The organism is Robertkochia flava (genome assembly GCF_020166515.1).
Classification (GTDB): Bacteria; Bacteroidota; Bacteroidia; order Flavobacteriales; family Flavobacteriaceae; genus Robertkochia; species Robertkochia flava.
Window position 1 is genome coordinate 258,032 of sequence record NZ_JAINZT010000004.1, and the last position, 23,807, is coordinate 281,838.

Genomic DNA, 23,807 nt, shown 5'->3' on the forward strand with positions numbered 1-23,807 from the left:
CTGGTTTAAGTGCTGATGCTCTTTCCGTAACGGGAAGAGGCAGGTTACTTGCTGACTCTGATACATGCATCAGGGTTTGGGTATAGGTTCAATAAGTAATTTCCGACCTTTTTTATCCAGATAGGTAACGGTCATTTCCTTCATATGAGTGGTCCATTTTTCCACTCCAGCCTCTGCAGCCTGTTCGCAAAATGTCGAATAATCCGTTTGCCCCTGCTGGTGAATTGAAATGGCGTGTTTCAGACGATCGGATGAACTTTGTTCATTTACAGGAAGTTTGGGGTATTTTGGCATTGCGTCAAGGCTAAAGTTGTTCAATCCATAATACGTGGTTCTTCCATCTGAAACATAATTGTCGTAATGCGTTACCCCAATGTTTCTCAGTTCTTGTACAAATTGAGGGAAGTCTGAACCACTTTTCACTTTGGAAAAAGCTTCTTGAATCTGATCTGTTGAAAACATACCTCCTTTATTTGGTTATTAATGATTCCATGGGTTCAGGATACAGGTTTCAGTAAGACTTTGGTTTCGATACTTCCCGGCGCTGGGCTGTTACTATTGCCTGGAATTCATGGGGAGGGCAGGAGGGGCTTTATGAAATTACTATTTTTTAGCGTAGGGGGCAAGAGCTTGTATGACCGCGGTAGCCAGATTATAGTTTAATATTCATGACAGGATGTTCAGAATTCTCTGCATATGGCTACCCATTATCGGATATAGGTGTCGATAATATATTCCAAAGGGTCTTCTTCCAAGCCAATACTATCGTCGGGTTCAACAGATTTTAATCCTTCCTCTTGGTTATTAGCGACATTATACACTGAAGAGACCTGATATGATAGTTTTGAATGAGGCAGAGTGAAATTGGCCAAGGCAAATCCGTTGAAGGAATATAAATTACCTGTTGGCTGTCCAATGATCTTTCCCATATTATAGTACTTAAACATTTCTGCAAAAATGGAGCCTGCTGAAAAGGTGTTATGGTCTGTGATCAGGTAAACATTTCCATGGAATCTTTCTTCTTCAGGCAGGGGTTGTTTCAATTCATAATTGACCGTTACCATTTCATTTTGTTTTGCTCCGTAAAAAATTCTTGAATATTCATTAACCAAATAAATGGGTTTAAACCACCGGATCGTTTCAGGAACAAACCTTCTGTCAAATGCTTCCTTAAATTCAGGGGTTATTTTCCAGTACGCTTTTGAAAGTTTTCTAAAGGGCTCTTTGGCGAAATATTTTGCCAAATGTTCGCCATAGCTGTCAGTTCCTCCACTGTGTCTCCGAAAATCCAATATTAAATGCGATATATTATGTTCTGCCAATGATCTGAAGGATTGCTTGAAAAAGTTTTTAATTTCATTTTCATCACCATTGAAGTTGACAATTTTCAATAATCCTGCATCATTGTTTAAAATTTTAAAACTATTGGAGTCGGTTTCGCTTTTGGCCGAGTTTTTCCGACTTCCCCATTTTACCCCCTTTAAAACGATGGAATCTAAAAAGGTTGATTCATCGTTTTTGTATTGAATGGCGAATTCAGAGCTCCAATCGTAGGTCTTCCATAAATAGAATCCAAAATCGTCTGAAATTTCAAGAAGTTTAAGCGAGTGGGTTTCTTTTGCAGCGTGTTGAAGTAAATCCCTGATGATATCTCTTGCCGATATTCCATTTATTTCTGTTATTTCTGTTCCATCAGATAAATCCTGTTCGGTGTTTTGATTGTTTGAAATACGTATTTTATCTTTTTCAATTCTGGCAGATAAGGGGAAAAAGCGGTTTTGTTTTTTAACGTAATCTGTTAGGACATAGCTGTCTTCTATTTTAGAATGAGCATCGTTATAACTGATTATGATTCTATCCAAAAGTCTCCAGAAATTTATTCTCGTTAAACTATCTGGAAGATGCGTTTTAAGAGAGTCAACCTTTGAAAGGAGGCGTTCTTTTTGAATAAATCGATAGGGATTGGGATGTATCTTTTCAATGGTGGCAGTTAAAGTATCAATGTCATTTATCATTTCTTTTTTGGTCAGGTAACTATCGGTCTCAATAAACCTGATGGAATCATCCATGGGTGGATCAGTCCTTAACAGGAGATAGCTCAACACAACTAACAAGCTTATAACTATTAACCAAACTATTTTCTTTTTCATCTTTTTTGATGGTCTGATTGTATTATGCTTCAGGGGAGTTTAAATACTAAGAGAGAACCAAAAGAGCAGGACATATTGGGAAAAGAATTAATGCAGAAAGTGAGGAAGAGGGAAGGCTTGGTAGCAGCCCCTTGTTGAATTAGAATATTAACTATTTGCAGTTCCTTTAGGGGGGAGGGTCTTAAACTTAAGTCTTTTAATTCTCTTTCCCTTTTTTGGATAAATCGTATCCCTGATATCACCTTTGATTTTTTTGGTTTTGAAATATTACGTACAACTTATTTGTAAACATAAAAAAAGCATCCCGATGAGGATGCTTTTTTCTTGTTGATTTTCATTTTGTTACATGATGTTTCCGAAGAAAATGGTGTTCATCAGGAGCTTATTGGTACCATACCAAAAGGCTCTGAAGTTGGTGTTGTCTGTAAATCCGCTTACCTGGCCACGGCCCATATTGTTGGTCTGGAAGGGAACACTGTTCTTTAAGAGTTCCAGGTTCTCTTCAGAGATGTATCCGCTTAATAATGGGTTCTCTGTATAGCGGATCGGGTTGTTGTAGCTTTGTTCGTCCGGTTTTAAAAAGATATTCGTATTTCTGAACATGGCCACTTCGTCATTCTTGTACCCCCAGTTCACAGGATGGGAGCGATCGGTCTTGGTATTAAAGATGGCTCCCCCGGTTACCTGGGCTCCTCTGAAATCTTCTTTTTGTTCAAAGCTAATATTTTTAGCCACCGGCTCCTGCTCGGCCTTTTTGTATTCGGTCTTGAGCATGCCTTTGGATTTAAGCCACTCTACAGAATTTCTGTACCCGATCAGGTTACCACCTTCTTTGACCCATTCCTTGAGTTTGTTGACCCCGCTCTCATCAATTGCCCAACTGCTCATGCTCGGCATAATGATGGCGGTGTATTCAGAAAGGTCGGTTCTGTTAAAGTACCCCAGGTCCAGCTTGGTTAGGGAAATATCATAACGCTGGTCAAAGAGGTGCCAGATCTCTCCTGCGTCATAAGAGCGGATACCTTCGCCTACCAGGATGGCGATCTTCTGGGGTTGAACCGGCTCGAAATCGCCGCTTCCCAGGTCGATCCCCTTGGTGAGGCCGGTGTTTACCCCGTAAATAGTCAGGTGACTGTTTTTTGCAATGTCCTCGAGGGTGCTGAACATGGCGTCGGCATCCATTTTTTGTCCTTCCACAGGGATCATTATGGTACCGTAATCATAAGTTCTTCCTTCCACCTCGAAAGGAGTTCTGGCTACCTTGGCTCTCAGACCTGCATTTAAGATCGTATTCAGGGCCTTAGGGGTGTAATACTCATGCCATTCGAAGAGGTAGGCATAATTGCTTTTCGCGCTTACCTGTCCCTGGTTTAATTCCGGAGTTACAGGGGTGGTGTTGCGAGGTACCGACTTCAGGGTGGTGTAATCCAGGTTGAAGGCCAACGGGAAGGTCCAGGCGCTGATATCATAAAAAAGACTGTCCTGGAAGGTGGTTCTTTTTTCGAACATAGCCTGTACCAGCCTTGCATTCTTCTGGGTTTTAGGGATGATATAGCTATACCCCCGTTTGTAGGTCTTGTTATCTACGGTGATAGCCTCGGAAGGTGAGAGAAGTTCCACCTCGTGTCTTTTAAGGATCTCAGCAAGATGGTAGGTCTTGGCGGCATCTTTCTCGTCTCCGAAGATCCAGTTTTGACCTTCAGAGGCTACTTCCCTGTAGAAATCTCTCATGTAGCCGAGTATGTCTGTGCGCAGGGCGTTGGCTGCCTGAAGGGTGGAAAGTCCGGTGGTAAACTGGTTTCTGATGGTAAAAGGAAAGGTTAGGACTCCATTTTCACTTTCCTGCATATGTCCTCTTGAACTTCCTTGCTCGAAAAGGATACCGATACTTCCGTTTACATCCGGAAAGGTGGAGCCTTTTCCGTAGTAGTAATCGTCGTAGTTCTCCTCTGAAAAGTAGAGGGAGCCGATCTTGTCCAGGGCTGCCGCATGGTATTTGGCGATCTCTCCTGTTAATTTCTGGTTCATATCCGGGCTAAGCGGATGCACCCTCATGGGTTCTCCCGGCTGAAAGAAGAACGTGGAATTGGTGCCCATTTCATGATGGTCGGTAAGGATATTGGGCATCCACTTATGGAAGGTGGCAATACGCGCCCTGCTTTCCGGCAGTTGCACGGGAAGCCAGTCCCGGTTCAGGTCAAACCAGTAGTGGTTTGTTCTTCCTCCGGGCCATACCTCGTGATATTCCCGGTCATTAGGATCCGGGGTCATGTTTGAATTCTTATTAGTGTTTGCCCAGTAAGCAAAGCGTTGCAAACCATCGGGGTTGAAACTTGGATCGAAGAGGATGACCGTATTTTTAAGCATGGTTTCGATCTCAGGTCCTTCTGCTGCCGCCAGGTGGTAGGCGAGGGCCATAGAGGCGTTGGAGCCGCTGGGTTCGTTCCCGTGAATGGAAAAGCCCTGATATACTACGATGGGCATTTCAGAGACGTCCTTGGAGGTATCCCCTTTTACCAGGGAAAGGTGTTCCTTTCTGATGCTTTCCAGGTTAGCATGATTTTCCGGTGCGGTAATAGTAAGCAGGATCAGCGGACGGCCCTCATAAGTAGTGCCGCGGTTTTCCAGGGTAATCCGGTCCGATGCCTGGGCAACGGCATACATATAGGTAAGGAGCTTGTCATGGGTAACATGCCATTCTCCTACCTCGTGACCTATAATGGATTCAGGAGTAGGAATGTCCTGGTTATAGGTCGTGTTTTCAGGCAGGTAATACGATAGTTCAATGCTGTCCTGGGCAATAGCCATAAAGCCCAGGAAGCTCATCATTAGAGTAGTGAGTGTTTTCATAGGGGTGTAAATTTGGTTTTTTTTAACAAAAAAAGCCACCTTCTTTTTGGAAGGTGGCTTTAGTGTATTGTAGCAATGCATTAAAGGTCCTCGAAACTGATGTCGCTGAATTTTTCAGCTGTAGCACTTTCATTTACGGTATCTTCAGATTCGTGATTGCGTTCTTTTTTAAAGTCTTTCTGGTGACGTTCGGAGATCACTTCTTCTCCTTTTTCCTCGATAACGAAGTTGGTCATTTCTTCCAGGATCTCCTGGAAAGAATGAAAGTCTTCCTTGTAGAGATAGATCTTGTGTTTCTTGTAATGATAAGATCCATCATCGTGAGTAAACTTTTTACTTTCGGTTATGGTGAGGTAATAATCTCCAGCCTTGGTGCTTCTTACATCAAAGAAATACGTTCTTCTTCCGGCTCTTAAAACTTTAGAGAAAATCTCATCTTTCTCTTCAAAACCTTTATCGCTCATAATCTCTCCTAAGTGCTTTAATTAAATGTTAACAAAATCAAAAATGTAAAAAAAAATGAAATATACCAACAAATTCAGGAGTTTTCTTTTTCTGACAATTGGGTTAAGTAAAGTTCCTTATAATACCCTTCCTGGCTTATTAATTGATTGTGAGAACCTTGTTGTATGATATGGCCCTCGTCGAGTACGATAATTTTATCTGCATTTTTTGCCGAAGAGATCCTGTGGCTAACAATTATGGTGGTGGTACGGTCTGCCACCTCTTTTAAATTGCCCAGAATTTCCTCTTCTGTTTCGGTATCTACAGCAGACAGGCAGTCGTCAAAAAGATAGATTTTCGGATCTTTGATCAGGGCTCTGGCTATAGATACCCGTTGTTTTTGTCCGCCACTCAGGGTAATACCCCTTTCGCCCAGGATGGTGTCATAGCCTTTGCTGAACCCTGCAATGTTCATGTGTACGGCAGCCTGTTTTGCTGCCCCTACAATCTCTTCTTTGGAGGCGTCTGCCTTTCCGAATCGGATGTTGTTACCGATGGTGTCTGAGAATAAAAAGGCATCCTGGGGTACGGCTCCGATGTTTTTACGCAGGGATTCCAGGTTAAAAGTTTCAATGGGTTGGTCGTCTATGCGAATCTCCCCGGAAGTTACATCATACAACCTGGCGATCAGTTCGAGAATGGTCGATTTTCCCGCCCCTGTTTTTCCGATAATGGCCAGGGTCTCCCCGGATTCTATTTTAAAACTGATATTTTTAAGGGCTGTGATGTTGGTGTCGTCATAGGTGAAGCTCACATTGTCGAATTCGATCTTCCCGCGGATGTCTTTTTCCGGAACCTGTGGACTTTTGATCTCCGGATCTTCGTTGAGAAATTCATTGATCCTTTTCTGGGATGCTTCCGCCATTTGTACGATAGAGGTTACCCAGCCAACGGTGGCCACAGGCCAGGTGAGCATGTTCACGTAAATGATGAACTTCAGGATGACCCCGGTGGTGGCGATCTCACCATTGATGTATTGAATACCTCCCATATAGATCACGAAGAGGTTACTAATTCCGATAAGGAGGATCATGAGTGGAAAGAACCATGAATTCACACTGGCCAGGGCCATACTGGTCTGTTTGCCCTGGTTGGCCAGTTGTTTCCATTGTCCGTTCACGCTGGCTTCGATACCATAGGCCTTGATCACAGAGATCCCTGAAAAGGTCTCCTGTGTAAAGGTGGAGAGCTCAGAGAGGAATTCCTGGACCTTGGTACTCCTCATATGAATGATCCGGCTGATCCGGTATATGAGTATCGACAGTATCGGAAGAGGAATCAGGGTGTAAAGGGCGAGTTTCGGTGCGGTATAGAACATCAGCGGAATAACACATACAAACAGGGTAAGGGTCTGAATGCTGTACATCAGGGCAGGACCGCCGTACATACGCACTTTTCCCACATCCTCGCTAATGCGGTTCATTAAATCCCCGGTACGGTTCTTTTTGTAAAAGTTCAGGCTTAGCCGTTCGTATTGATCGAACACCTCGTTCTTCATATCGAATTCGATATACCGTGAAACATTAATGATGGTTTGTCGCATCAAAAAGGTGAACAGGGCCGAAAGAGCCGCCGATGCAATAATGATAATAATGTTCTTTAAAAGAATGGATTTAATGCTTTCGATGTCTGTAGCCCCTTCCAGAAGGTAGGGCTCGATCGCATCAACAGAGTACTGAATGTACTCCGGCATGACCAGGGAAAAGACCCTGGCTATGATCGTGATTACCACGCCGATAAGGAGTTTCCATTTATATTTCTTAAAGAATTTGTTAATATATCGAAGTTCTTTCATAGCAATATTGGAAAAAATTCAAAACTGATAATAATTCAATACAGGGGCCCTGAGGGGTTTTTATATTGAATAATCCTTTATTTTTGTACTTATTTTTTGATAATATCTAAATTCAAAACAAACCAAACTCTAATAATAAGATGGTTTCAGATGTAATAGCTTCGGCTGAAATTAAAAAAGTTGACCCGGTATTTGGTCAGCTTTCTTTTAATGATCATGAACAGGTTGTTTTTTGCCAGGACAAAGATACAGGTTTAAAGGCAATAATTGGTATTCATAACACTGTTCTCGGGCCGGCATTGGGCGGAACCCGCATGTGGAATTATGCCAGTGAATGGGAAGCGCTGAACGATGTGCTGCGACTCTCACGGGGGATGACCTATAAATCGGCGATCACCGGACTTAATCTTGGTGGTGGGAAGGCCGTTATAATAGGGGATGCCAGAACTCAGAAAACACCGGAGCTGATGCGAAGGTTCGGGGAGTTTGTGCATTCACTTAGCGGGAAATATATCACCGCTGAAGATGTGGGAATGGAAACTTCTGATATGGATACGGTGCGGGAAGTAACGCCTTTTGTTACCGGGATCTCAGAAGATAAGGGGGGTGCCGGAAACCCTTCTCCTATCACTGCCTATGGGGTGTTTATGGGGATGAAGGCAGCGGCCAGGTACCAGTTCGGAGACGACAGTCTTGAAGATAAGAAGGTGCTGGTACAAGGTGTAGGTCACGTTGGGGAGACCCTGGTAGAGTACCTTACCAATGAAGGTGCCCGGGTCTTTATAAGTGATATCAATGAAGCGCGTCTGGAAGCCCTTCGCCTCAAATACAATGCCATTATCCTGGAAAGTAACCAGGTGTACAATGCCGATGTTGATATTTATGCGCCTTGTGCGCTCGGGGCTACCCTGAACGATGATACGATCGGGTTGCTAAAGGCTAAAATCGTAGCCGGGGCAGCAAACAACCAGCTGGCCGACGAGCTGCGCCACGGACAGATGCTCAAGGACAGGGGCATTGCCTATGCGCCAGATTTCCTTATCAATGCCGGAGGTATCATCAACGTATATGCCGAGCTGGAAGGATACGGGAAGCATGAGATCATGAGAAAAACTGAAAATATTTTCAATACTACGCTGGATATCTTTGCGCATTCTGAAAATAATGGATGTACCACTCATCAGTCTGCCCTGCGTATTGCTCAGGAGCGTATTGATAACAGAAAAATGGAAGCTAAAAAATAAGGACGGGTTTCTAAAATAGTTTTATTTTTGCAAGGCGAAAGTTGAAAATAACTTTCGCCTTTATTTTTCAATATTATAAGTTCTTTTAAGCATGTTAACAAGGAGACACATCAGGGTGAAGGTAATGCAGTCGATTTATGCTTTTATTCAATCCCAAAATTCTGATCTGAAGAAAGAAGAGAAATTTTTGAATGCCAGTATGGAGAACATGTACGGACTTTACCTCTATCTCCTGGGGCTCCTTAAAGAGATTCAGGCGCATTCTGAAGAGCAACTGCAGCTTTCTCAAAAAAAGTACCTGGCCACCAATGAGGACCGGAATCCCAACCGAAAATTTGTAGAAAACAGGTTGCTGAAAACCCTGAGTGAGAACGAAGCGCTTGCGGAAAAGCTCAAGAACCGGGGCCTGAGTTGGGAGCTTGAAGACGAATATGTGAAGATCCTCTGGAAGGCGATCCGCGAAAGTGAACTTTTCAAGGAATATATGAGTTCCGGAAAAAGTGATTTTGAAGAGGATAAACGTTTTATACACGATATCTACCAGGAGATCATTGCGCCTAATGACAAGCTTTTCGAGCACCTGGAAGATAAAAAACTCACCTGGGTAGACGACCTTCCTCTGGTAAACACCCTGATCCTGAAGATGATCAAAAAGTGGAAGGCCAACGCCCCTGAAGACTATTTTCAGCCGCCTTTATATAAGGATGAGGATGATATGGATTTTGCAAGAGATCTGTTTCGTAAGACCATCCTGAATGATGAGAGCATCCAGCAGGAAATTGAAGGGAAAACCCCCAACTGGGATACCGAGCGTATTGCAGAAATGGATAGCATCTTGCTGAAGATGGCCATCTGTGAATTTCTCAAATTCCCATCTATTCCGGTAAAGGTTACCATTAATGAGTACCTGGAGATCGCCAAGGAATATTCTACACCAAAAAGCAGCATCTTTATTAACGGGATCCTCGACAAACTGGTCAAGGAGTACCAGGCCAATAATTCTTTAAATAAGGTTGGACGCGGCTTGATGTAATAAAATATTTCTTTACATTTGACTTTTTAAGCAATTTATTAACTCAGGAATTACCCGAAATCCGGGTGATGACAACATTCAATACACTCAAATCAAAACGATTATGAAAAGAGCAATTTTACTCTCGGGAGTTGTAGCATTCTTAGCTTTTACTTCTTGTAAAGAAGATGCTTCATCAAAGGTGAAAAGTGAAAATGTGGAAATGGCCCAGCAACGCGACGAGGCGGCTTCCAAGGTTCCGGAAATGACCTTTGAGCAAACCGAACACGATTTTGGCGAAATAGTACAGGGTACTCCTGTGGAAAAGGTATTTACCTTTACCAATACCGGAGACGCCCCTTTGATCATCACAAATGCAAGCAGCAGCTGTGGGTGTACCATTCCTAAATATCCGGAAAACGAGCCTATCGCTCCGGGAGAATCAGGAGAGATCCTGGTGAAGTTTAACGGAAGCGGAATGAATGCGGTTTCTAAAACCGTAAGGCTTATTACCAACACCGAAAAAGGAACCGAGCAACTCAGGATCAAGGCTTTCGTAACGCCTAAGGATGCTGCCCAGCCGGATGCTTAATTATAAATCATTTTAAAACACTAAATGGAGGCACTAAATCAATTTGCTCCTTTTATTCTGATCTTTGCGGTAATGTATTTCTTTATGATCCGTCCGCAGATCAAAAAACAAAAACAGGAGAAAAAATTTGCACAGGAATTAAAAAAGGGAGACCGGGTAATCACCAAGAGCGGACTGCACGGGAAAATCGTAGACCTTGGGGAAGATGATACCTGTATTATCGAAACCATGGCCGGGAAAATGAAGTTTGAACGATCTGCTCTGTCTCTGGAGCTTTCGCAAAAACTGAACCCAGCGGCTCCCAAAAAGAAATAAAGAAAAAAGCACCGATCAAATCGGTGCTTTTTTTTTAACTCCTGTATTTATCGTTGAGTCCTTCTCCATTTTCAATCAATTCTTTAATCCTTTCCAGCCGCTTTAATTTGGTGGTATCCCGCCTGGCCTCGTTAATGTAGGACGAGAACTCCTTCTGTTTATAGAGAGGGAATGCCTCAAAGGCTTTTCTTAGGACTGGTGATTGCGCAAGTGCATCCTCCAGTAAAGGGGCGTTTTCTTCTGTGTGTCTGTCCCTGTTTTCGGCAGAAGCCTGCGGGCCTTCGTCTGCGAATTCAAGGGTTTCCCTTAAAAACTTTCTGAGCTGCTCCGTATCCATCTCACTGATATCGCGAAACTTCCACTGCCTCAGGTATTTCGTTTTTCCTTGTTGGGTATTCTCCAGTACTCCCGATGCATCCTGAAGACGGTGACCTTCATAGAACCATAAGGAGAAGTGATGCTTAAAGGCAGCCATTCCTAAACAATTACGCCCATTAGCCATATAAACCGGAATATTCCATTTTATGTGTTCTTCAAAAGGGAATTCCAGGATCACAGTGCGCAATTGTTCCAGTCCGGTTTTCCACACGGTATGGGAAGCTATGTAGCTGCTCACCGGGTCCATGGTCTATCGGTTCTGGTATTGTTCTGCTGTAAGGCTGGCAATTTTCACGATCACTTCGGTCGCTTTTTCCATACTTTCAACTGGTACGTACTCAAAAGGTCCGTGAAAGTTGTGACCTCCGGCAAAAATATTCGGACATGGTAGTCCCATATACGACAATTGTGAGCCATCTGTTCCGCCGCGAATAGGCTTAATAATGGGCTGGATCTTCAGTGCCCTCATGGCCTGTTCGGCAATTTCAACGATATGTTTTACGGGCTCAACCTTTTCTCTCATATTGTAATACTGGTCTTTGATCTCCAGGCTTGCAACCGCACCGTATTTGGAGTTCATGTCGCTAACGATCTTTTCCAGCAAAGCTTTACGGGCTTCAAATTTGTCTCGGTCGTGGTCGCGGATAATCCCCTTGATCTCGGTATGCTCAATGTCACCTTTAATGTCGGGGAAATGGAAAAAGCCCTCGCGTCCGCTGGTATGCTGAGGAACTTCCCTTGGGGGCAGGAGGCTGAGGAATTCTGTAGCAAAAAGCACGGAATTTTTCATTTTGCCTTTGGCATAACCGGGGTGTACGCTTTTACCTTTAAACCTGACCACTGCCGAAGCAGCATTGAAGTTCTCAAATTCCAGTTCCCCGATCTGCGACCCGTCCATAGTGTAAGCCCATTCGGCTCCAAATTTCTTGACATCAAATTTATGGGCACCTCTTCCGATCTCTTCGTCGGGGGTGAACCCTACGCGAATTTTCCCATGCTTTATTTCAGGGTTCGCGATCAGGTATTCCATGGCGGTCATGATCTCGGCGATCCCGGCCTTATCATCTGCTCCAAGTAAGGTAGTTCCATCTGTGGTGATCAGGGTTTGCCCTTTGTAGAGATTTAAGTCCTCAAAGTATTCCGGAGAAAGCACCATATTTTTCGCTTCATTCAGTACGATGTCTTTGCCGTCATAATTCTCAATGATCTGCGGATTTACATTGGTTCCTGAATAGTCCGGAGTGGTGTCAAAATGGGCGATGAAACCGATCACGGGAACCTCGTGATCTAAATTAGACGGAAGGGTGGCCATGATGTAGGCGTTTTCATCGATAGATACTTCTTCCATGCCTATCTCCCGAAGTTCTTCCACCAGTTTATGGGCCAGGTCCCATTGCTTTTTGGTGCTCGGGGTAGTGGGCGAATCCGGGTCGCTTTGGGTGTCTACGGTGATATAGCTTATAAATCGGTCCTTTATATTTTTCATCGAAATAATTTTTATCAAAAATACTATTTCGGTCGCATTTCCGGGTTCATATTCCTTTAAATTACTTCCTTATGTAGGAGGTTTCAATTATTTTTGCCCAAACTAAGTTCTGCATGTATAAAGCCTTAATTCGTCCGCTGTTATTTAAATTCGACCCAGAAGAGGTTCATCATTTCACTTTTAAAATGATCAAAACCCTGCACGGTATTCCCGGGGTGGCTTCCCTGATCAGGGGGTGCTACCAGGTGCAGGATAAGCGTCTCGAAAGGGAGGTGTTCGGATTGAAGTTTAAGAATCCGGTGGGGCTCGCAGCTGGCTTCGATAAGGATGCCAGGTTGTTTAATGAATTGTCTGATTTTGGATTCGGATTCGTGGAGATCGGTACTTTAACTCCGAAACCCCAACCGGGAAACCCCAAAAAGAGGCTGTTCCGGCTGAAGGAAGATCAGGCGGTGATCAACAGAATGGGCTTTAATAACGGGGGAGTGGATGAGGCTGTTGAGCGTCTCAAAAAGAATAAAGGCGTTCTTATAGGAGGAAACATAGGGAAGAATAAGGTAACTTCCAATGAGGAGGCGGTTAACGATTATGTGTATGCCTTTAACGCCCTTTTTGATCATGTCGATTATTTCGTGGTCAATGTGAGTTCTCCCAATACGCCCAACCTCAGGGCGCTTCAGGATAAAGCCCCCCTTACGGCCCTGCTTAAGACCCTGCAGGAGTTGAATAAGAAAAAGGAACAGCCCAAACCTGTGCTCCTTAAGATAGCCCCGGATCTTAGTGACGAGCAGTTGCTCGATATCATTGATATTGTAAAGGAAACGGGCATTGCCGGGGTGATTGCAACCAATACCACCATCGAGAGAGAAGGCCTGAAGGATACCAATAAGGAAGAAGCCGGAGGGTTGAGCGGTAAACCCCTTACGCAACGATCGACGGAGGTGATCCGTTTTCTGGCTGAAAAGAGTGGAAAGGCATTTCCAATTATAGGGGTGGGGGGTATCCACAGTGCTCAGGATGCCCTGGATAAACTGGATGCCGGAGCAGACCTGGTGCAGCTCTATACCGGCTTTATCTACGAGGGCCCGGCATTGATCAAGGCTATTAACAAAAAACTCCTGGGCTGATTTTGAATGCTGAGATCCTCTATGCTTTCATGCTTTCTTCGGCTGTACTGGCCCTTTCGCCCGGACCGGACAATATATATGTGCTGCTTCAAAGCCTGGTGCATGGTGTAAAATTCGGCCTGGCTACCGTTGCCGGTCTTATGACCGGATGCCTGGTGCATACCAGCCTGGTGGCTTTTGGGGTCTCTGCGCTTATCAGGGAAAGTCCGTGGCTCTTTATGGCTGTAAAGATCTTTGGAGCCTGCTATTTGTTCTACCTGGCCTTTATGGTTTTTAAAAGCGATGGCTCCATAAAACTGGAGACCGGAGGCGTGGCTAAAAAATCTACCGGGGCATTATATGTGCAGGGTTTTTTTATGAATGTGCTTAATCCGAAGGTTTCCATTTTCTTTCTGGCTTTTTTTCCGGGATTCCTTTTCAGCGATTCCATAGATACCGTCTGGCAGTTTTATATCCTTGGCGCACTCTTTATTCTCGTGTCTTCGATCGTGTTCTCTTCCATAGCTTTACTGGCAGGTAAAATCTCAGGGTATTTGCGGAATCATAAGAATAGCGGAATGGTGTTTAAATGGGTGCAGATCGTGGTGTTTGTACTGATCGGAGTCTTTATTCTGCTATCAGAAAATTAGTTGTTTATAGGTAGGAGGTTCGCTATCTTTGGAGGAATCTCGAAGCCGTTTTTATGAACAGATTTCTCATCTTTGATATGGATGGGGTGCTCATTAACAGTGAGCCCTTTCACAAGGAAGTACTCGAAGAAGTGTTCAGGAGAAAAGGGTTGTCTATGGATGACTCCTATTACAACAGCCTTGTGGGAATGTCCAATAAGGCGATCTGGCTCAAGGCTAAAGATGATTTCTCCTTGTCGCCCGATATTGCGGATCTCATGAAATTTCACCAGGACCTGTTTTTTGACATGCTTGAAGACAGGCACATTCCGCAGCCCGAAGGTATGCCGGAACTGCTGGAGCGTATCAGGAAGCTTGGGGTGCGATGCTCCCTGGCTTCATCCTCCCCGATGAAGCTTATAGATGTGTTCGTGGATCGGATGGGCATTGCACCCCTGCTGGATCACAAGGTCAGTGGTGAATCCCTCCCGCGTAGCAAGCCATTTCCTGATATCTTTCTAAAGGTGAGTGCACTTTACGGGGTTCCTCCGGAGAAGTTCTGGGTGATAGAAGACAGTGCACATGGCGTGGAGGCGGCAGTTGCTGCAGGAATGCAATGTATAGGGTACAGGAATCCGTTTTCAGGGAATCAGAACCTGGAGAAGGCACATATGGAGATCGTGCACTTTGATGAACTAAATGATACGGTACTGCAGAAGCTATGGAAATGACAAACCGCGTAAAACTTATCGAATGTCCCCGGGATGCCATGCAGGGAATTCGGGATTTTATTCCCACAGAAAAAAAAGCTGCTTACATTCAGGCCCTGCTGCGATGCGGATTTGATACGGTCGATTTCGGGAGTTTTGTGTCGCCAAGGGCGGTGCCGCAAATGAAGGATACAGCCGAGGTACTTGAAAAGCTTGACCTGACGACCACCAATAGCAAGCTGCTGGCCATCGTTGCCAATGTAAGGGGTGCATCCGATGCAGCTGTCTTTGAACAAATTGATTACCTGGGATACCCGTTCTCGATCTCAGAGAACTTTCAGATGCGTAATACCCACAAAACCATAGATGAGAGTATCGGGATTCTCCAGGAGATCCTGGAGATTGCCGGCAATTCGGGGAAGGAAGTGGTGGCCTATCTGTCTATGGGTTTCGGAAATCCCTACGGTGATCCCTGGGATGTGGAAATCGTAGCCGGATGGACCGAACGGCTCCATAAGATGGGGGTTCGTATTCTTTCCTTGTCTGATACCGTTGGGAGTTCTACCCCGGAGGTGATCGATTATCTATTTTCGCAACTGATACCCGCTTATCCGTCTATGGAGTTCGGGGCACACCTGCATACCAACCCGCAATCCTGGCATGAAAAAGTGGACGCAGCCTACAAGGCCGGTTGCCTCAGGTTTGATGGGGCTATACAGGGGTACGGGGGGTGTCCGATGGCTAAGGATGAGTTAACCGGAAACATGCCAACTGAAAAACTGATCTCTTACTTCAACTCTGTAAAAGCCGACACCAATGTACGGGCGATGAGTTTTGAAAGTGCCTACAACGAGGCCCTGAAGATTTTCACGAATTATTATTAGGCTTGTCTATTACTGTAAAGGATATCATTAATATTTTTTATTTAAATTTAATCTAAATAAGTTTTCTCAAAGGAAAATTCCTCTTTATTTTTGCGGACAACTAAACTTGTTATTTAAAATTAATCTAAATAAAAATGCGTAAAAATATTCTTGGAGTTTTTGCTCTTGCCCTGACTACCTTGTCATGTTCAAATGATGATACCCCTTCCCCGGATATTAATGAAGTACCTGCCACTTATACCTTTACAAGAAACGGAGTTTCAACGGTGAGCTTTGATGGGCAGACTACCAGGATTTTGATGGGAGAAGAATTAATTGCCGGATTGCTTGATCCTGCTAAAGATATACAGGCTTTGACCGCGATGTTTACTCATGCCGAAGGCGATGCTGATTTTACAGATGCTGCTTTGAATGCATCAGGGAAAAATATATACAGCAAGACGGCTGCATCGAGAGATTATTTTTCAACGAATACCACCTTGTCTAATGAGATCAAGGCCGACTTTAAGGGTTGGCTCGAGGGACAGGTTAATGAGGTTTTTCCTGTATGGGAACAGGCGGCGGCAGCCGGAACTCCTGGTTTTATTCAGGAAGCCGGTGGAGGAGCTGTCCGTTACGTGAATGCCAAAGGACTGGAATACGACCAGGCGTTCTCAAAAAGTCTGATCGGAGCCTTAATGACAGATCAGATTCTGAATAATTACCTGAGTTCTTCGGTGCTGGATGAAGGGACCAATGTAGATAATAACGATGCGGGTATAACCGAAGAAGGAAAGCCCTATACAGCGATGGAGCATAAATGGGATGAGGCTTACGGGTATCTTTATGGTACTTCGACTGATGCTTCCAATCCTGGGTTAGGGGAAGATTCCTTCCTTAACAAATATCTGGGGCGTGTCGAAGGAGATGATGATTTTGCAGGGATTGCCGATGAAATCTTCGATGCTTTTACCTTAGGACGTTTTGCCATCACTGAAAAGGATTATGAACTCCGCGATATTCAGGCCAATATTATACGTGAGAAAATATCTGAAATTATAGCCATCAGAGCCGTATACTACCTGGAATATGGTAAGGCCGCTATGGAGTCTGGTGATATGGGAGCTGCCTTCCATGATCTTTCCGAAGGATTTGGGTTCATTTACAGCCTGCAATTCACCAGAATGCCCGGAACCAATGCTCCATATTTCACAAACGAAGAAGTCAACGGTTACCTGGAGACACTTATGGCCGGAGACGGATTTTGGGATGTTGATGCTGCAACCCTTGAAGCAATGGCTTCAGAGATTGCTTCCCGATTTGATTTTACCGTAGCCCAGGCCCTCTAATATTACCCTGGTTCGGGTCAGAACGCGCTGATCTGGATCGGTTTTTAAAAGCAAACAGATTATGAAGAAGTTATTCAAAAATTCCTGGAAAGCCCTTTTAATGGCTGTGTTCCTTGTGGGATGCAGCAGTAGCAGTGATAGTGATGGCGGGGATGAAGCCACCGATCAGTTCGACAGGCAGGCCATGTTAACACATTGGGCGGACAATATTATTATTCCTGCGCTTGAAGACCTGGAGTCGGATCTGAGCAGTCTTCAGGCTGCAAAGGATGCCTTTGTTGCAGCGCCTGATCAGGCCGGTCTCGATAATCTGAGAGCTGCCTGGCTTGAGGCCTACCAAACGTGGCAATACGCCGAGATGTTTAACATTGGCAGGGCAGAAAGTATTTTATATAATTTTCAGATGAACGTATACCCGGTAAATGTTGCCGATATCCAAGGCAATATTGCTTCGGGGTCATACGACCTTTCCAGTGTCAATAATCACGATGCAGTAGGTTTTCCTGCCCTTGATTTTATGTTATTCGGTACCGGAAACAGCGATTCTGAGATTCTGGTACAATATACCACGGCAGCTGATGCTGAAGGGTATCGCAACTACCTCTCTGACCTCACCAATCGCATGCTGGAATTAACTTCGGAGGTCTTGTCAGACTGGAAATCCCAATACAGAGACAGCTTTGTTTCCAACACCGGAAATACAGCAACGGCTTCTGTGAACAAGCTTACCAACGACTATATATATTACTACGAACGGGCATTGCGCGCCAATAAAGTGGGTATACCCGCCGGGGTGTTTTCGCTGGATCCGCTTCCGGATCGGGTTGAAGCATATTACAATAAGGAAGTTTCGAAAGCATTGGCCCTTGTAGCCCTGGATGCTGTTCAGGATTTTTTCAATGGGAAGTCTTACGGAACAGGTCCGGTAGGAACCGGGTTTTCAGCCTACCTTGATTACCTTAGGACCCTTCACGGAGGAGAAGACATCAGTGCTTTGATCAATACACAGTTTAATGCGGCCCGCACGCAGATGGAGACGCTGGACAATAATTTTGCCAGTCAGATCGCCACAGACAACAGTATGATGACCAAAACCTATGATGAGCTTCAAAAAGCAGTGGTCCTGCTTAAGGTGGATATGGTGCAGGCCATGAACATTACCATTGACTATGTTGACGCAGATGGTGACTAAGATGGTCATCAATCGGGAATAAAATAATTTATGGTTCCCCGGTACTTTTCCCGGGGAACTTTTTATATGGGGATAGCCTTTAAGAAATATTTCGACACCTATACAGATGCAGCGCCGTTGGTCGTGTTCCGGATCTTTTTTGGAGTCATGATGCTTTTAAGTATGGTGCGTTTCTGGGCAAACGGGTGGATCGAAAAGCTCTACCTGGAACCCCGGTTCCATTTCTCCTTTTACGGCTTTGAGTGGGTGAAGCCTTTAGGAGGCTATACCTATCTCCTCTTTGTGATTTGCGGGTTATCTGCTGTTTTTGTAGCCCTGGGGTATCGGTACCGCTGGGCCATAGTGGTATTTTTCCTGTCGTTCACCTACATAGAGTTGATGGACAAAACCACCTACCTCAATCACTATTACTTTATCAGTGTATTGAGTTTTCTTATGATCTTTCTCCCTGCAAATGCGCGGTTTTCACTGGATGCCGTTAGAAGGGGAGTAGCCTACAGGCAGGTTCCGAAATGGACCATCGATACGGTCAAACTCATGCTTGGTATCGTGTATTTCTATGCGGGACTGGCAAAGATCAATTCAGACTGGCTTTTCAGGGCCATGCCGCTTAAGATCTGGCTGCCATCAAAATACGATCTGCCCTTTATTGGCGGGAATCTCATGCAACAGGAATGGTTTCATTACGCCATGAGCTGGTCGGGCATGCTCTATGATCTGGCGATACCTTTTTTGCTGCTCAACCGAAGAACCAGGGGGGTGGCATTTGCTCTGGTGGTATTTTTCCATGTCTTTACCAGGGTGCTTTTTCCGATCGGGATGTTTCCTTACATCATGATCGTCTCAGCCCTGATCTTTTTTGATGCCGGTTTGCACAATCGTATTTTAGATATTCTGAAAGGGGGGCTAAAAATTACAGGCGCCGGAAAGGGTGCAGCTACCCCGACGATGGCTCCCAGATTTATTTTTTTACCGCTAAAGAGAAAAGGGGTACTCGTTATACTTTCCCTGTTCTTTGCGATCCAGTTGCTCTTTCCGTTTCGTTACCTTCTGTATCCCGGGGAGCTGTTCTGGACCGAAGAAGGGTACCGGTTCTCCTGGAGGGTTATGCTTATGGAAAAAATGGGGAATACCACCTTCAGGATCGTAAATGGAGAAACGGGAAAATTCTTTGAGGTGGATAACGCAGATTTTCTTACCACCTTCCAGGAAAAGCAAATGAGCTTTCAGCCCGATTTCATTTTGGAATACGCTCATTTTCTGGGAGACCATTTTAGCGCCCAGGGACATGAAAATGTGGAGGTATATGCCCGTAGTTACGTGGCTTTAAATGGCAGGAGAAGTGCTCCTTTCATCAAAGAAGATGTGGATCTGTACCGCCAGAAAGAATCGTTTAAACATAAAGATTGGATATATCCATTTAAAGATGAGATCAAAGGATTATAGTTTTATCATATGCTTTTTAATAGCTGCCTTCAGCTATGCGCAGGTTGCTGTGAAAGGGGTAATTACCGATGCAGAAACAGGGGAACCACTTCCCTTTGTGGAAATCTATGACAAGGAAAATGGGTTGCTTACCACTACTGATGTTAACGGTTCTTATGCATTTACCACAAGGAAGGAAGCACTCACTCTGGTGTTTTTTTCCTATGACCACGCGATCCGGGAGGTAGTGATTTCATCCACGGCGACTGCGGAGAACCTGGATATCGCACTGGAGCCTTTACAGGTCAACCTAACGGAGGTGGAAGTTACCGCGAGGCGTAAACGGGTTTTTGAATTATCCAGGTTAAAAGATGTTGAGGGTACGGCCATCTATGCCGGGAAAAAGACGGAGGTGGTGCTGGTAGACCAGTCTATGGCTAACCTGGCGGCTAATAATGCCCGGCAGATCTACAGTAAGGTATCCGGCCTTAACATCTTTCAAAATGACGATGCCGGACTCCAGCTGAATATCGGTGGGCGTGGACTCGATCCCAACCGGACTTCCAATTTTAATACCCGCCAAAACGGATACGATATCAGTGCGGATGTGCTGGGGTATCCTGAAAGCTATTATTCTCCGGCTTCAGAAGGGGTAAAGGAGATCCAGGTCATACGAGGAGCCGCATCCCTTCAGTACGGGACGCAGTTTGGGGGGCTGGTTAATTTTAAAATGAAGGAGCCGGTTAAGGACCGGTCTTTGGAACTGATCACCAGGAACACTTTGGGAAGTTTTGGCTTGTATACCAATTTTACCTCCCTGAGCGGTACAAGTAACCAATGGAGCTATTATTCTTTTTTCAATTATAAAAAAGGAGACGGCTTCCGGCCGAATTCTCAATTTGAATCTAAGAATGCCTATGGCTTTGTGGGGTATCAACTAAATGATCGCACCTCAATATCAGGTGAGTTAACCTATTTAAGGTACCTGGCGCAGCAGGGTGGTGGGCTTACCGATGCGATGTTCGAGGAGGATCCCTTCCAAAGTAACCGCAGCCGGAACTGGTTTCAGGTAGACTGGTTACTTTACAACCTTAAGCTGGAACACGCATTCTCCGATCAGACTAATTTCACCTTTAATTTCTTCGGTCTTAATTCTTCCCGTTATGCCCTGGGATTCCGAACCAACAGGGTAGACCAGGTAGACCCGGGAACCGAGCGCGACCTGATTCTGGGAGATTTCAAGAATTACGGATTTGAAACGCGCTTACTTCACAATTATGAATTGTTGGGTAAAAAGGCGACTTTTTTAACCGGGGTGAAGTATTATAATGCAAAGAACTTTCAACAACAAGGGCCGGGAAGTGATGGGACCGGTCCGGATTTCGACTTCTATACTGAGGAGTTTCCGGACTATCCTCAGCAATCGTCTTTTGAGTTGCCAAACCTGAACCTGGCTTGGTTTGGCGAGCATATCTTTTACCTGACCGACAGGTTTTCGGTAACCCCAGGGTTCCGTTTGGAATACATCAGAACCCAAAGTGATGGATTTTATAAAAGAATAAATACCGATGGCGCGGGCAATGTGATCCTGGAAGAAACCATAGAAGAGAACAAGGATTTTGAACGCGATTTCCTGCTCCTTGGCCTGGGGCTTAGTTACAAGCCGGTAAGGGGACTGGAAGCCTATGGAAATATATCCCAGAATTACCGTTCGGTAACTTTTTCAGATATCAATATCAACAATCCTGCCTTTGCGGTGGCTCCTGATATCACCGATGAAACCGGATATACCATCGACCTGGGATTGCGGGGAAATTACAAGGATTATTTGAGCTATGATATCGGGGGATTCGCCATGTTCTATAACGACCGGATCGGGTTTGTGCAGAAAGGACTGCCCGACGGCCGTGTGATCAGTGAGCGCGGCAATGTGGGTGATGCGGTTATGTATGGTCTGGAATCCCTGGTGGAGTTCAGCCTTGGAAAAATAAGCGGACTCTCCGGAGATTTTACCTGGACTTATTTTGTGAACCTGGCATTAATAACTTCGGAATATACGGCTTCCGAGCAACCGGGTATCGAGGGCAATGCCGTAGAATTTGTTCCTGATGTGAATTTGAAAACAGGGGTGCAATTTGGGTACAGGAACCTGATGGCTAATGTGCAGTACAGTTACCTTTCCGATCAGTTTACGGATGCGACCAATTCGGTGGAATCCAATATCAGTGGAGTGATCGGGCAGATTCCGGCCTACGACATCCTGGATCTTTCGCTCTCCTGGAGTTACAAAAGATTTAAGGTGGAAACAGGAATTAACAATGTGCTGGATAACACCTATTTTACCCGCAGAGCCACCGGGTACCCCGGGCCTGGCATCATCCCATCGGCACCGAGAAACTGGTACGCCACCCTGCAGTTCAGGCTTTAGAATCCCCAGCTGGAAATTATCTGGTAATAGAGGGGGCAGCGTCTTTACACCAGGGTAAACGGTTTTTTTACAATAGAACCTTCCGGGTTAAGCATGGATTTATTTTAAGAGTTTTCTATGATTGCCTTCCCTGAAAAAAGCAGTATATTTGCATGCAACTAAATTAGAAGTTGCATATGAAAGCACATGATGCTAAAATAGTAGGTGAAGGCTTAACTTACGACGATGTCCTTCTTGTTCCGAACTATTCGGAAGTTCTTCCAAGGGAGGTGAATATCCAGACAAAATTTACCCGTAACATTACGATTAACGTTCCTATCGTATCTGCAGCTATGGATACGGTTACGGAAAGTGACATGGCCATTGCCATGGCCAGGGAAGGTGGTATTGGAGTGCTGCATAAGAATATGACGATCGAACAGCAGGCCTTCCATGTGCGCAAGGTAAAGCGGGCGGAAAGTGGAATGATTATCGATCCTGTAACCCTGCCGCTCGATGCCACGGTGAAAGATGCAAAGAACAGTATGAAGGAACACAGCATCGGGGGGATTCCTATCGTAGATCAGGAGGGCTACCTCAAAGGTATTGTGACCAACCGTGACCTGCGTTTTGAAAAGAATAATGGCAGAGCAATTGTCGAGGTGATGACCAAGGAAAATCTAGTGACTGCGGGTGAAGGAACTTCCCTTGCAGATGCCGAAGATATTCTTCAGGAAAATAAGATCGAAAAACTGCCGGTGGTGTCTAAGGATAACAAGCTTATCGGACTGATCACCTTCCGTGACATTACCAAACTTACCCAAAAACCTATAGCCAATAAAGACTCTTTCGGAAGACTTCGCGTTGCTGCAGCCCTTGGTGTTACCGCAGATGCGGTTGAACGCGCAGAAGCGCTTGTAGCGGCAGGTGTGGATGCTGTTGTAATTGATACTGCCCACGGGCATACCAGAGGGGTGGTAACCATTCTGAAAGAAGTAAAAAAGAAATTCCCGGAACTCGAAGTGGTAGTGGGGAATATAGCGACCCCGGAAGCTGCCAAATACCTGGTAGATGCCGGAGCAGACGCTGTGAAGGTGGGGATAGGTCCCGGATCTATCTGTACTACCAGAATCGTTGCAGGGGTTGGGTTTCCTCAATTTTCTGCTGTACTGGAGGTGGCCCAGGCCATTAAAGGTAGTGGCGTACCTGTGATCGCAGACGGTGGTATTCGATATACCGGGGATATTCCTAAGGCTATTGCAGCCGGAGCCGATTGTGTGATGCTTGGTTCCCTGCTTGCCGGAACCAAGGAGTCTCCTGGTGAAACTATTATATATGACGGAAGAAAATACAAGTCGTACCGCGGTATGGGGTCTGTAGAGGCGATGACTAAGGGAAGTAAAGACAGGTATTTCCAGGATGTGGAAGATGACCTCAAGAAGCTGGTGCCTGAAGGTATCGTAGGACGGGTTCCTTACAAAGGAGAACTTTACGAAAGCATGCATCAGTTCATTGGTGGTTTGAAGGCCGGAATGGGGTATTGCGGTGCAAAGGATATCGAAACCCTGAAGGAAAATGGTCGTTTTGTTAAGATCACCTCCAGCGGTATTACCGAGAGCCATCCGCATAATGTGACCATAACTAAGGAAGCGCCTAATTACAGCAGGTAGTCTTCCTTTTGTATAGAAAACTAAAACACCCCTGTTCCGGGGTGTTTTTTTTGGCTATTAACATAATGTTTAATGTATTTAATTAAATTTTAAACAAAATAACAAGGTTTAACTGATTGATTTTCATAGA

Annotated in this window: 20 protein-coding genes; 13 read left to right on the forward strand and 7 right to left on the reverse strand. The window is 45.0% G+C overall.

The features are described 5' to 3' along the window. Window positions 1–69: 69 nt before the first annotated feature. From K7R11_RS06165 to K7R11_RS06185, 5 genes are all read right to left on the reverse strand, one after another. Window positions 70–462: a DUF1398 domain-containing protein gene (locus K7R11_RS06165; protein WP_224489515.1), complete on the reverse strand. Its 393-nt coding sequence runs from the start codon at window positions 460–462 to the stop codon at window positions 70–72. 245 nt (window positions 463–707) lie between these two features. Further along, window positions 708–2,150: a S41 family peptidase gene (locus tag K7R11_RS06170; protein WP_224489516.1), complete on the reverse strand. Its 1,443-nt coding sequence runs from the start codon at window positions 2,148–2,150 to the stop codon at window positions 708–710. A 342-nt stretch (window positions 2,151–2,492) separates the two neighbouring features. Beyond that, on the reverse strand, window positions 2,493–5,000 hold the full coding sequence (locus K7R11_RS06175; RefSeq protein WP_224489517.1) for a M14 family metallopeptidase: 2,508 nt from the start codon (window positions 4,998–5,000) through the stop codon (window positions 2,493–2,495). An 80-nt stretch (window positions 5,001–5,080) separates the two neighbouring features. Beyond that, window positions 5,081–5,464, reverse strand: a complete 384-nt coding sequence (locus tag K7R11_RS06180) for a PUR family DNA/RNA-binding protein (protein WP_224489518.1) — start codon at window positions 5,462–5,464, stop codon at window positions 5,081–5,083. Window positions 5,465–5,538: 74 nt separating this feature from the next. Further along, window positions 5,539–7,299, reverse strand: a complete 1,761-nt coding sequence (locus K7R11_RS06185) for an ABC transporter ATP-binding protein (RefSeq protein ID WP_224489519.1) — start codon at window positions 7,297–7,299, stop codon at window positions 5,539–5,541. A gap of 140 nt (window positions 7,300–7,439) precedes the next feature. On the opposite strand from K7R11_RS06185, the gene K7R11_RS06190 reads away from it, so the two are divergent. The 4 genes from K7R11_RS06190 to yajC all read left to right on the forward strand — a co-directional run bounded on the left by K7R11_RS06190 (window position 7,440) and on the right by yajC (window position 10,462). Continuing rightward, complete coding sequence (locus K7R11_RS06190; protein WP_224489520.1) at window positions 7,440–8,543, forward strand: Glu/Leu/Phe/Val family dehydrogenase; 1,104 nt, start codon at window positions 7,440–7,442, stop codon at window positions 8,541–8,543. Between the two features lie 91 nt (window positions 8,544–8,634). Further along, window positions 8,635–9,576, forward strand: coding sequence for a transcription antitermination factor NusB (nusB, locus tag K7R11_RS06195; protein ID WP_224489521.1), 942 nt, complete (start codon window positions 8,635–8,637; stop codon window positions 9,574–9,576). A gap of 103 nt (window positions 9,577–9,679) precedes the next feature. Continuing rightward, the gene (locus K7R11_RS06200) at window positions 9,680–10,147 is read left to right on the forward strand and encodes a DUF1573 domain-containing protein (RefSeq protein ID WP_224489522.1); all 468 of its coding nucleotides are present in this window, start codon (window positions 9,680–9,682) and stop codon (window positions 10,145–10,147) included. Window positions 10,148–10,171: 24 nt separating this feature from the next. Continuing rightward, on the forward strand, window positions 10,172–10,462 hold the full coding sequence (gene yajC / locus K7R11_RS06205; RefSeq protein ID WP_224489523.1) for a preprotein translocase subunit YajC: 291 nt from the start codon (window positions 10,172–10,174) through the stop codon (window positions 10,460–10,462). Between the two features lie 34 nt (window positions 10,463–10,496). On the opposite strand, the gene K7R11_RS06210 is transcribed toward yajC, so the two are convergent. Both K7R11_RS06210 and pepT read right to left on the reverse strand, forming a co-directional pair. Beyond that, window positions 10,497–11,087 (reverse strand): DUF1801 domain-containing protein, encoded by a 591-nt coding sequence (locus K7R11_RS06210; protein ID WP_224489524.1) that lies wholly within the window; start codon window positions 11,085–11,087, stop codon window positions 10,497–10,499. 3 nt (window positions 11,088–11,090) lie between these two features. Continuing rightward, window positions 11,091–12,326, reverse strand: coding sequence for a peptidase T (gene pepT / locus K7R11_RS06215; RefSeq protein WP_224489525.1), 1,236 nt, complete (start codon window positions 12,324–12,326; stop codon window positions 11,091–11,093). Window positions 12,327–12,439: 113 nt separating this feature from the next. On the opposite strand from pepT, the gene K7R11_RS06220 reads away from it, so the two are divergent. The 9 genes from K7R11_RS06220 to guaB all read left to right on the forward strand — a co-directional run bounded on the left by K7R11_RS06220 (window position 12,440) and on the right by guaB (window position 23,677). After that, complete coding sequence (locus tag K7R11_RS06220; protein ID WP_224489527.1) at window positions 12,440–13,453, forward strand: quinone-dependent dihydroorotate dehydrogenase; 1,014 nt, start codon at window positions 12,440–12,442, stop codon at window positions 13,451–13,453. 2 nt (window positions 13,454–13,455) lie between these two features. Next, window positions 13,456–14,082 (forward strand): LysE family translocator, encoded by a 627-nt coding sequence (locus K7R11_RS06225; RefSeq protein WP_224489529.1) that lies wholly within the window; start codon window positions 13,456–13,458, stop codon window positions 14,080–14,082. A gap of 53 nt (window positions 14,083–14,135) precedes the next feature. Further along, window positions 14,136–14,792 (forward strand): HAD family hydrolase, encoded by a 657-nt coding sequence (locus K7R11_RS06230; protein WP_224489531.1) that lies wholly within the window; start codon window positions 14,136–14,138, stop codon window positions 14,790–14,792. Then, the gene (locus K7R11_RS06235; RefSeq protein WP_224489533.1) at window positions 14,789–15,655 is read left to right on the forward strand and encodes a hydroxymethylglutaryl-CoA lyase; all 867 of its coding nucleotides are present in this window, start codon (window positions 14,789–14,791) and stop codon (window positions 15,653–15,655) included. Before K7R11_RS06230 ends, K7R11_RS06235 begins: the two co-directional genes overlap by 4 nt. A 134-nt stretch (window positions 15,656–15,789) precedes the next feature. Further along, entirely contained in the window at window positions 15,790–16,983 is a 1,194-nt protein-coding gene (locus K7R11_RS06240) for a DUF4856 domain-containing protein (RefSeq protein ID WP_224489535.1), read from the forward strand. A 61-nt stretch (window positions 16,984–17,044) separates the two neighbouring features. Continuing rightward, window positions 17,045–18,175 carry an imelysin family protein gene (locus tag K7R11_RS06245; protein ID WP_224489537.1) on the forward strand — a complete coding sequence of 377 codons (1,131 nt, stop codon included), beginning with the start codon at window positions 17,045–17,047 and terminating at the stop codon, window positions 18,173–18,175. Window positions 18,176–18,241: 66 nt separating this feature from the next. Next, entirely contained in the window at window positions 18,242–19,621 is a 1,380-nt protein-coding gene (locus K7R11_RS06250) for an HTTM domain-containing protein (protein WP_224489583.1), read from the forward strand. Then, complete coding sequence (locus K7R11_RS06255) at window positions 19,602–22,028, forward strand: TonB-dependent receptor domain-containing protein (RefSeq protein ID WP_224489539.1); 2,427 nt, start codon at window positions 19,602–19,604, stop codon at window positions 22,026–22,028. The genes K7R11_RS06250 and K7R11_RS06255 overlap by 20 nt, the downstream gene beginning before the upstream one ends. A gap of 176 nt (window positions 22,029–22,204) precedes the next feature. Continuing rightward, window positions 22,205–23,677 (forward strand): IMP dehydrogenase, encoded by a 1,473-nt coding sequence (gene guaB, locus K7R11_RS06260; RefSeq protein WP_224489540.1) that lies wholly within the window; start codon window positions 22,205–22,207, stop codon window positions 23,675–23,677. Window positions 23,678–23,807: the final 130 nt, after the last annotated feature.

What these genes read in the sequence shown, in the direction of transcription:
- K7R11_RS06165 (WP_224489515.1), bottom strand. Translation starts at nt 462, where the DNA reads ATGTTTTCAACAGATCAGATTCAAGAAGCTTTTTCCAAAGTGAAAAGT.
- K7R11_RS06170 (WP_224489516.1), bottom strand. Translation starts at nt 2,150, where the DNA reads ATGAAAAAGAAAATAGTTTGGTTAATAGTTATAAGCTTGTTAGTTGTG.
- K7R11_RS06175 (WP_224489517.1), bottom strand. Translation starts at nt 5,000, where the DNA reads ATGAAAACACTCACTACTCTAATGATGAGCTTCCTGGGCTTTATGGCT.
- K7R11_RS06180 (WP_224489518.1), bottom strand. Translation starts at nt 5,464, where the DNA reads ATGAGCGATAAAGGTTTTGAAGAGAAAGATGAGATTTTCTCTAAAGTT.
- K7R11_RS06185 (WP_224489519.1), bottom strand. Translation starts at nt 7,299, where the DNA reads ATGAAAGAACTTCGATATATTAACAAATTCTTTAAGAAATATAAATGG.
- K7R11_RS06190 (WP_224489520.1), top strand. Translation starts at nt 7,440, where the DNA reads ATGGTTTCAGATGTAATAGCTTCGGCTGAAATTAAAAAAGTTGACCCG.
- nusB (WP_224489521.1), top strand. Translation starts at nt 8,635, where the DNA reads ATGTTAACAAGGAGACACATCAGGGTGAAGGTAATGCAGTCGATTTAT.
- K7R11_RS06200 (WP_224489522.1), top strand. Translation starts at nt 9,680, where the DNA reads ATGAAAAGAGCAATTTTACTCTCGGGAGTTGTAGCATTCTTAGCTTTT.
- yajC (WP_224489523.1), top strand. Translation starts at nt 10,172, where the DNA reads ATGGAGGCACTAAATCAATTTGCTCCTTTTATTCTGATCTTTGCGGTA.
- K7R11_RS06210 (WP_224489524.1), bottom strand. Translation starts at nt 11,087, where the DNA reads ATGGACCCGGTGAGCAGCTACATAGCTTCCCATACCGTGTGGAAAACC.
- pepT (WP_224489525.1), bottom strand. Translation starts at nt 12,326, where the DNA reads ATGAAAAATATAAAGGACCGATTTATAAGCTATATCACCGTAGACACC.
- K7R11_RS06220 (WP_224489527.1), top strand. Translation starts at nt 12,440, where the DNA reads ATGTATAAAGCCTTAATTCGTCCGCTGTTATTTAAATTCGACCCAGAA.
- K7R11_RS06230 (WP_224489531.1), top strand. Translation starts at nt 14,136, where the DNA reads ATGAACAGATTTCTCATCTTTGATATGGATGGGGTGCTCATTAACAGT.
- K7R11_RS06235 (WP_224489533.1), top strand. Translation starts at nt 14,789, where the DNA reads ATGACAAACCGCGTAAAACTTATCGAATGTCCCCGGGATGCCATGCAG.
- K7R11_RS06240 (WP_224489535.1), top strand. Translation starts at nt 15,790, where the DNA reads ATGCGTAAAAATATTCTTGGAGTTTTTGCTCTTGCCCTGACTACCTTG.
- K7R11_RS06245 (WP_224489537.1), top strand. Translation starts at nt 17,045, where the DNA reads ATGAAGAAGTTATTCAAAAATTCCTGGAAAGCCCTTTTAATGGCTGTG.
- K7R11_RS06250 (WP_224489583.1), top strand. Translation starts at nt 18,242, where the DNA reads ATGGGGATAGCCTTTAAGAAATATTTCGACACCTATACAGATGCAGCG.
- K7R11_RS06255 (WP_224489539.1), top strand. Translation starts at nt 19,602, where the DNA reads ATGAGATCAAAGGATTATAGTTTTATCATATGCTTTTTAATAGCTGCC.
- guaB (WP_224489540.1), top strand. Translation starts at nt 22,205, where the DNA reads ATGAAAGCACATGATGCTAAAATAGTAGGTGAAGGCTTAACTTACGAC.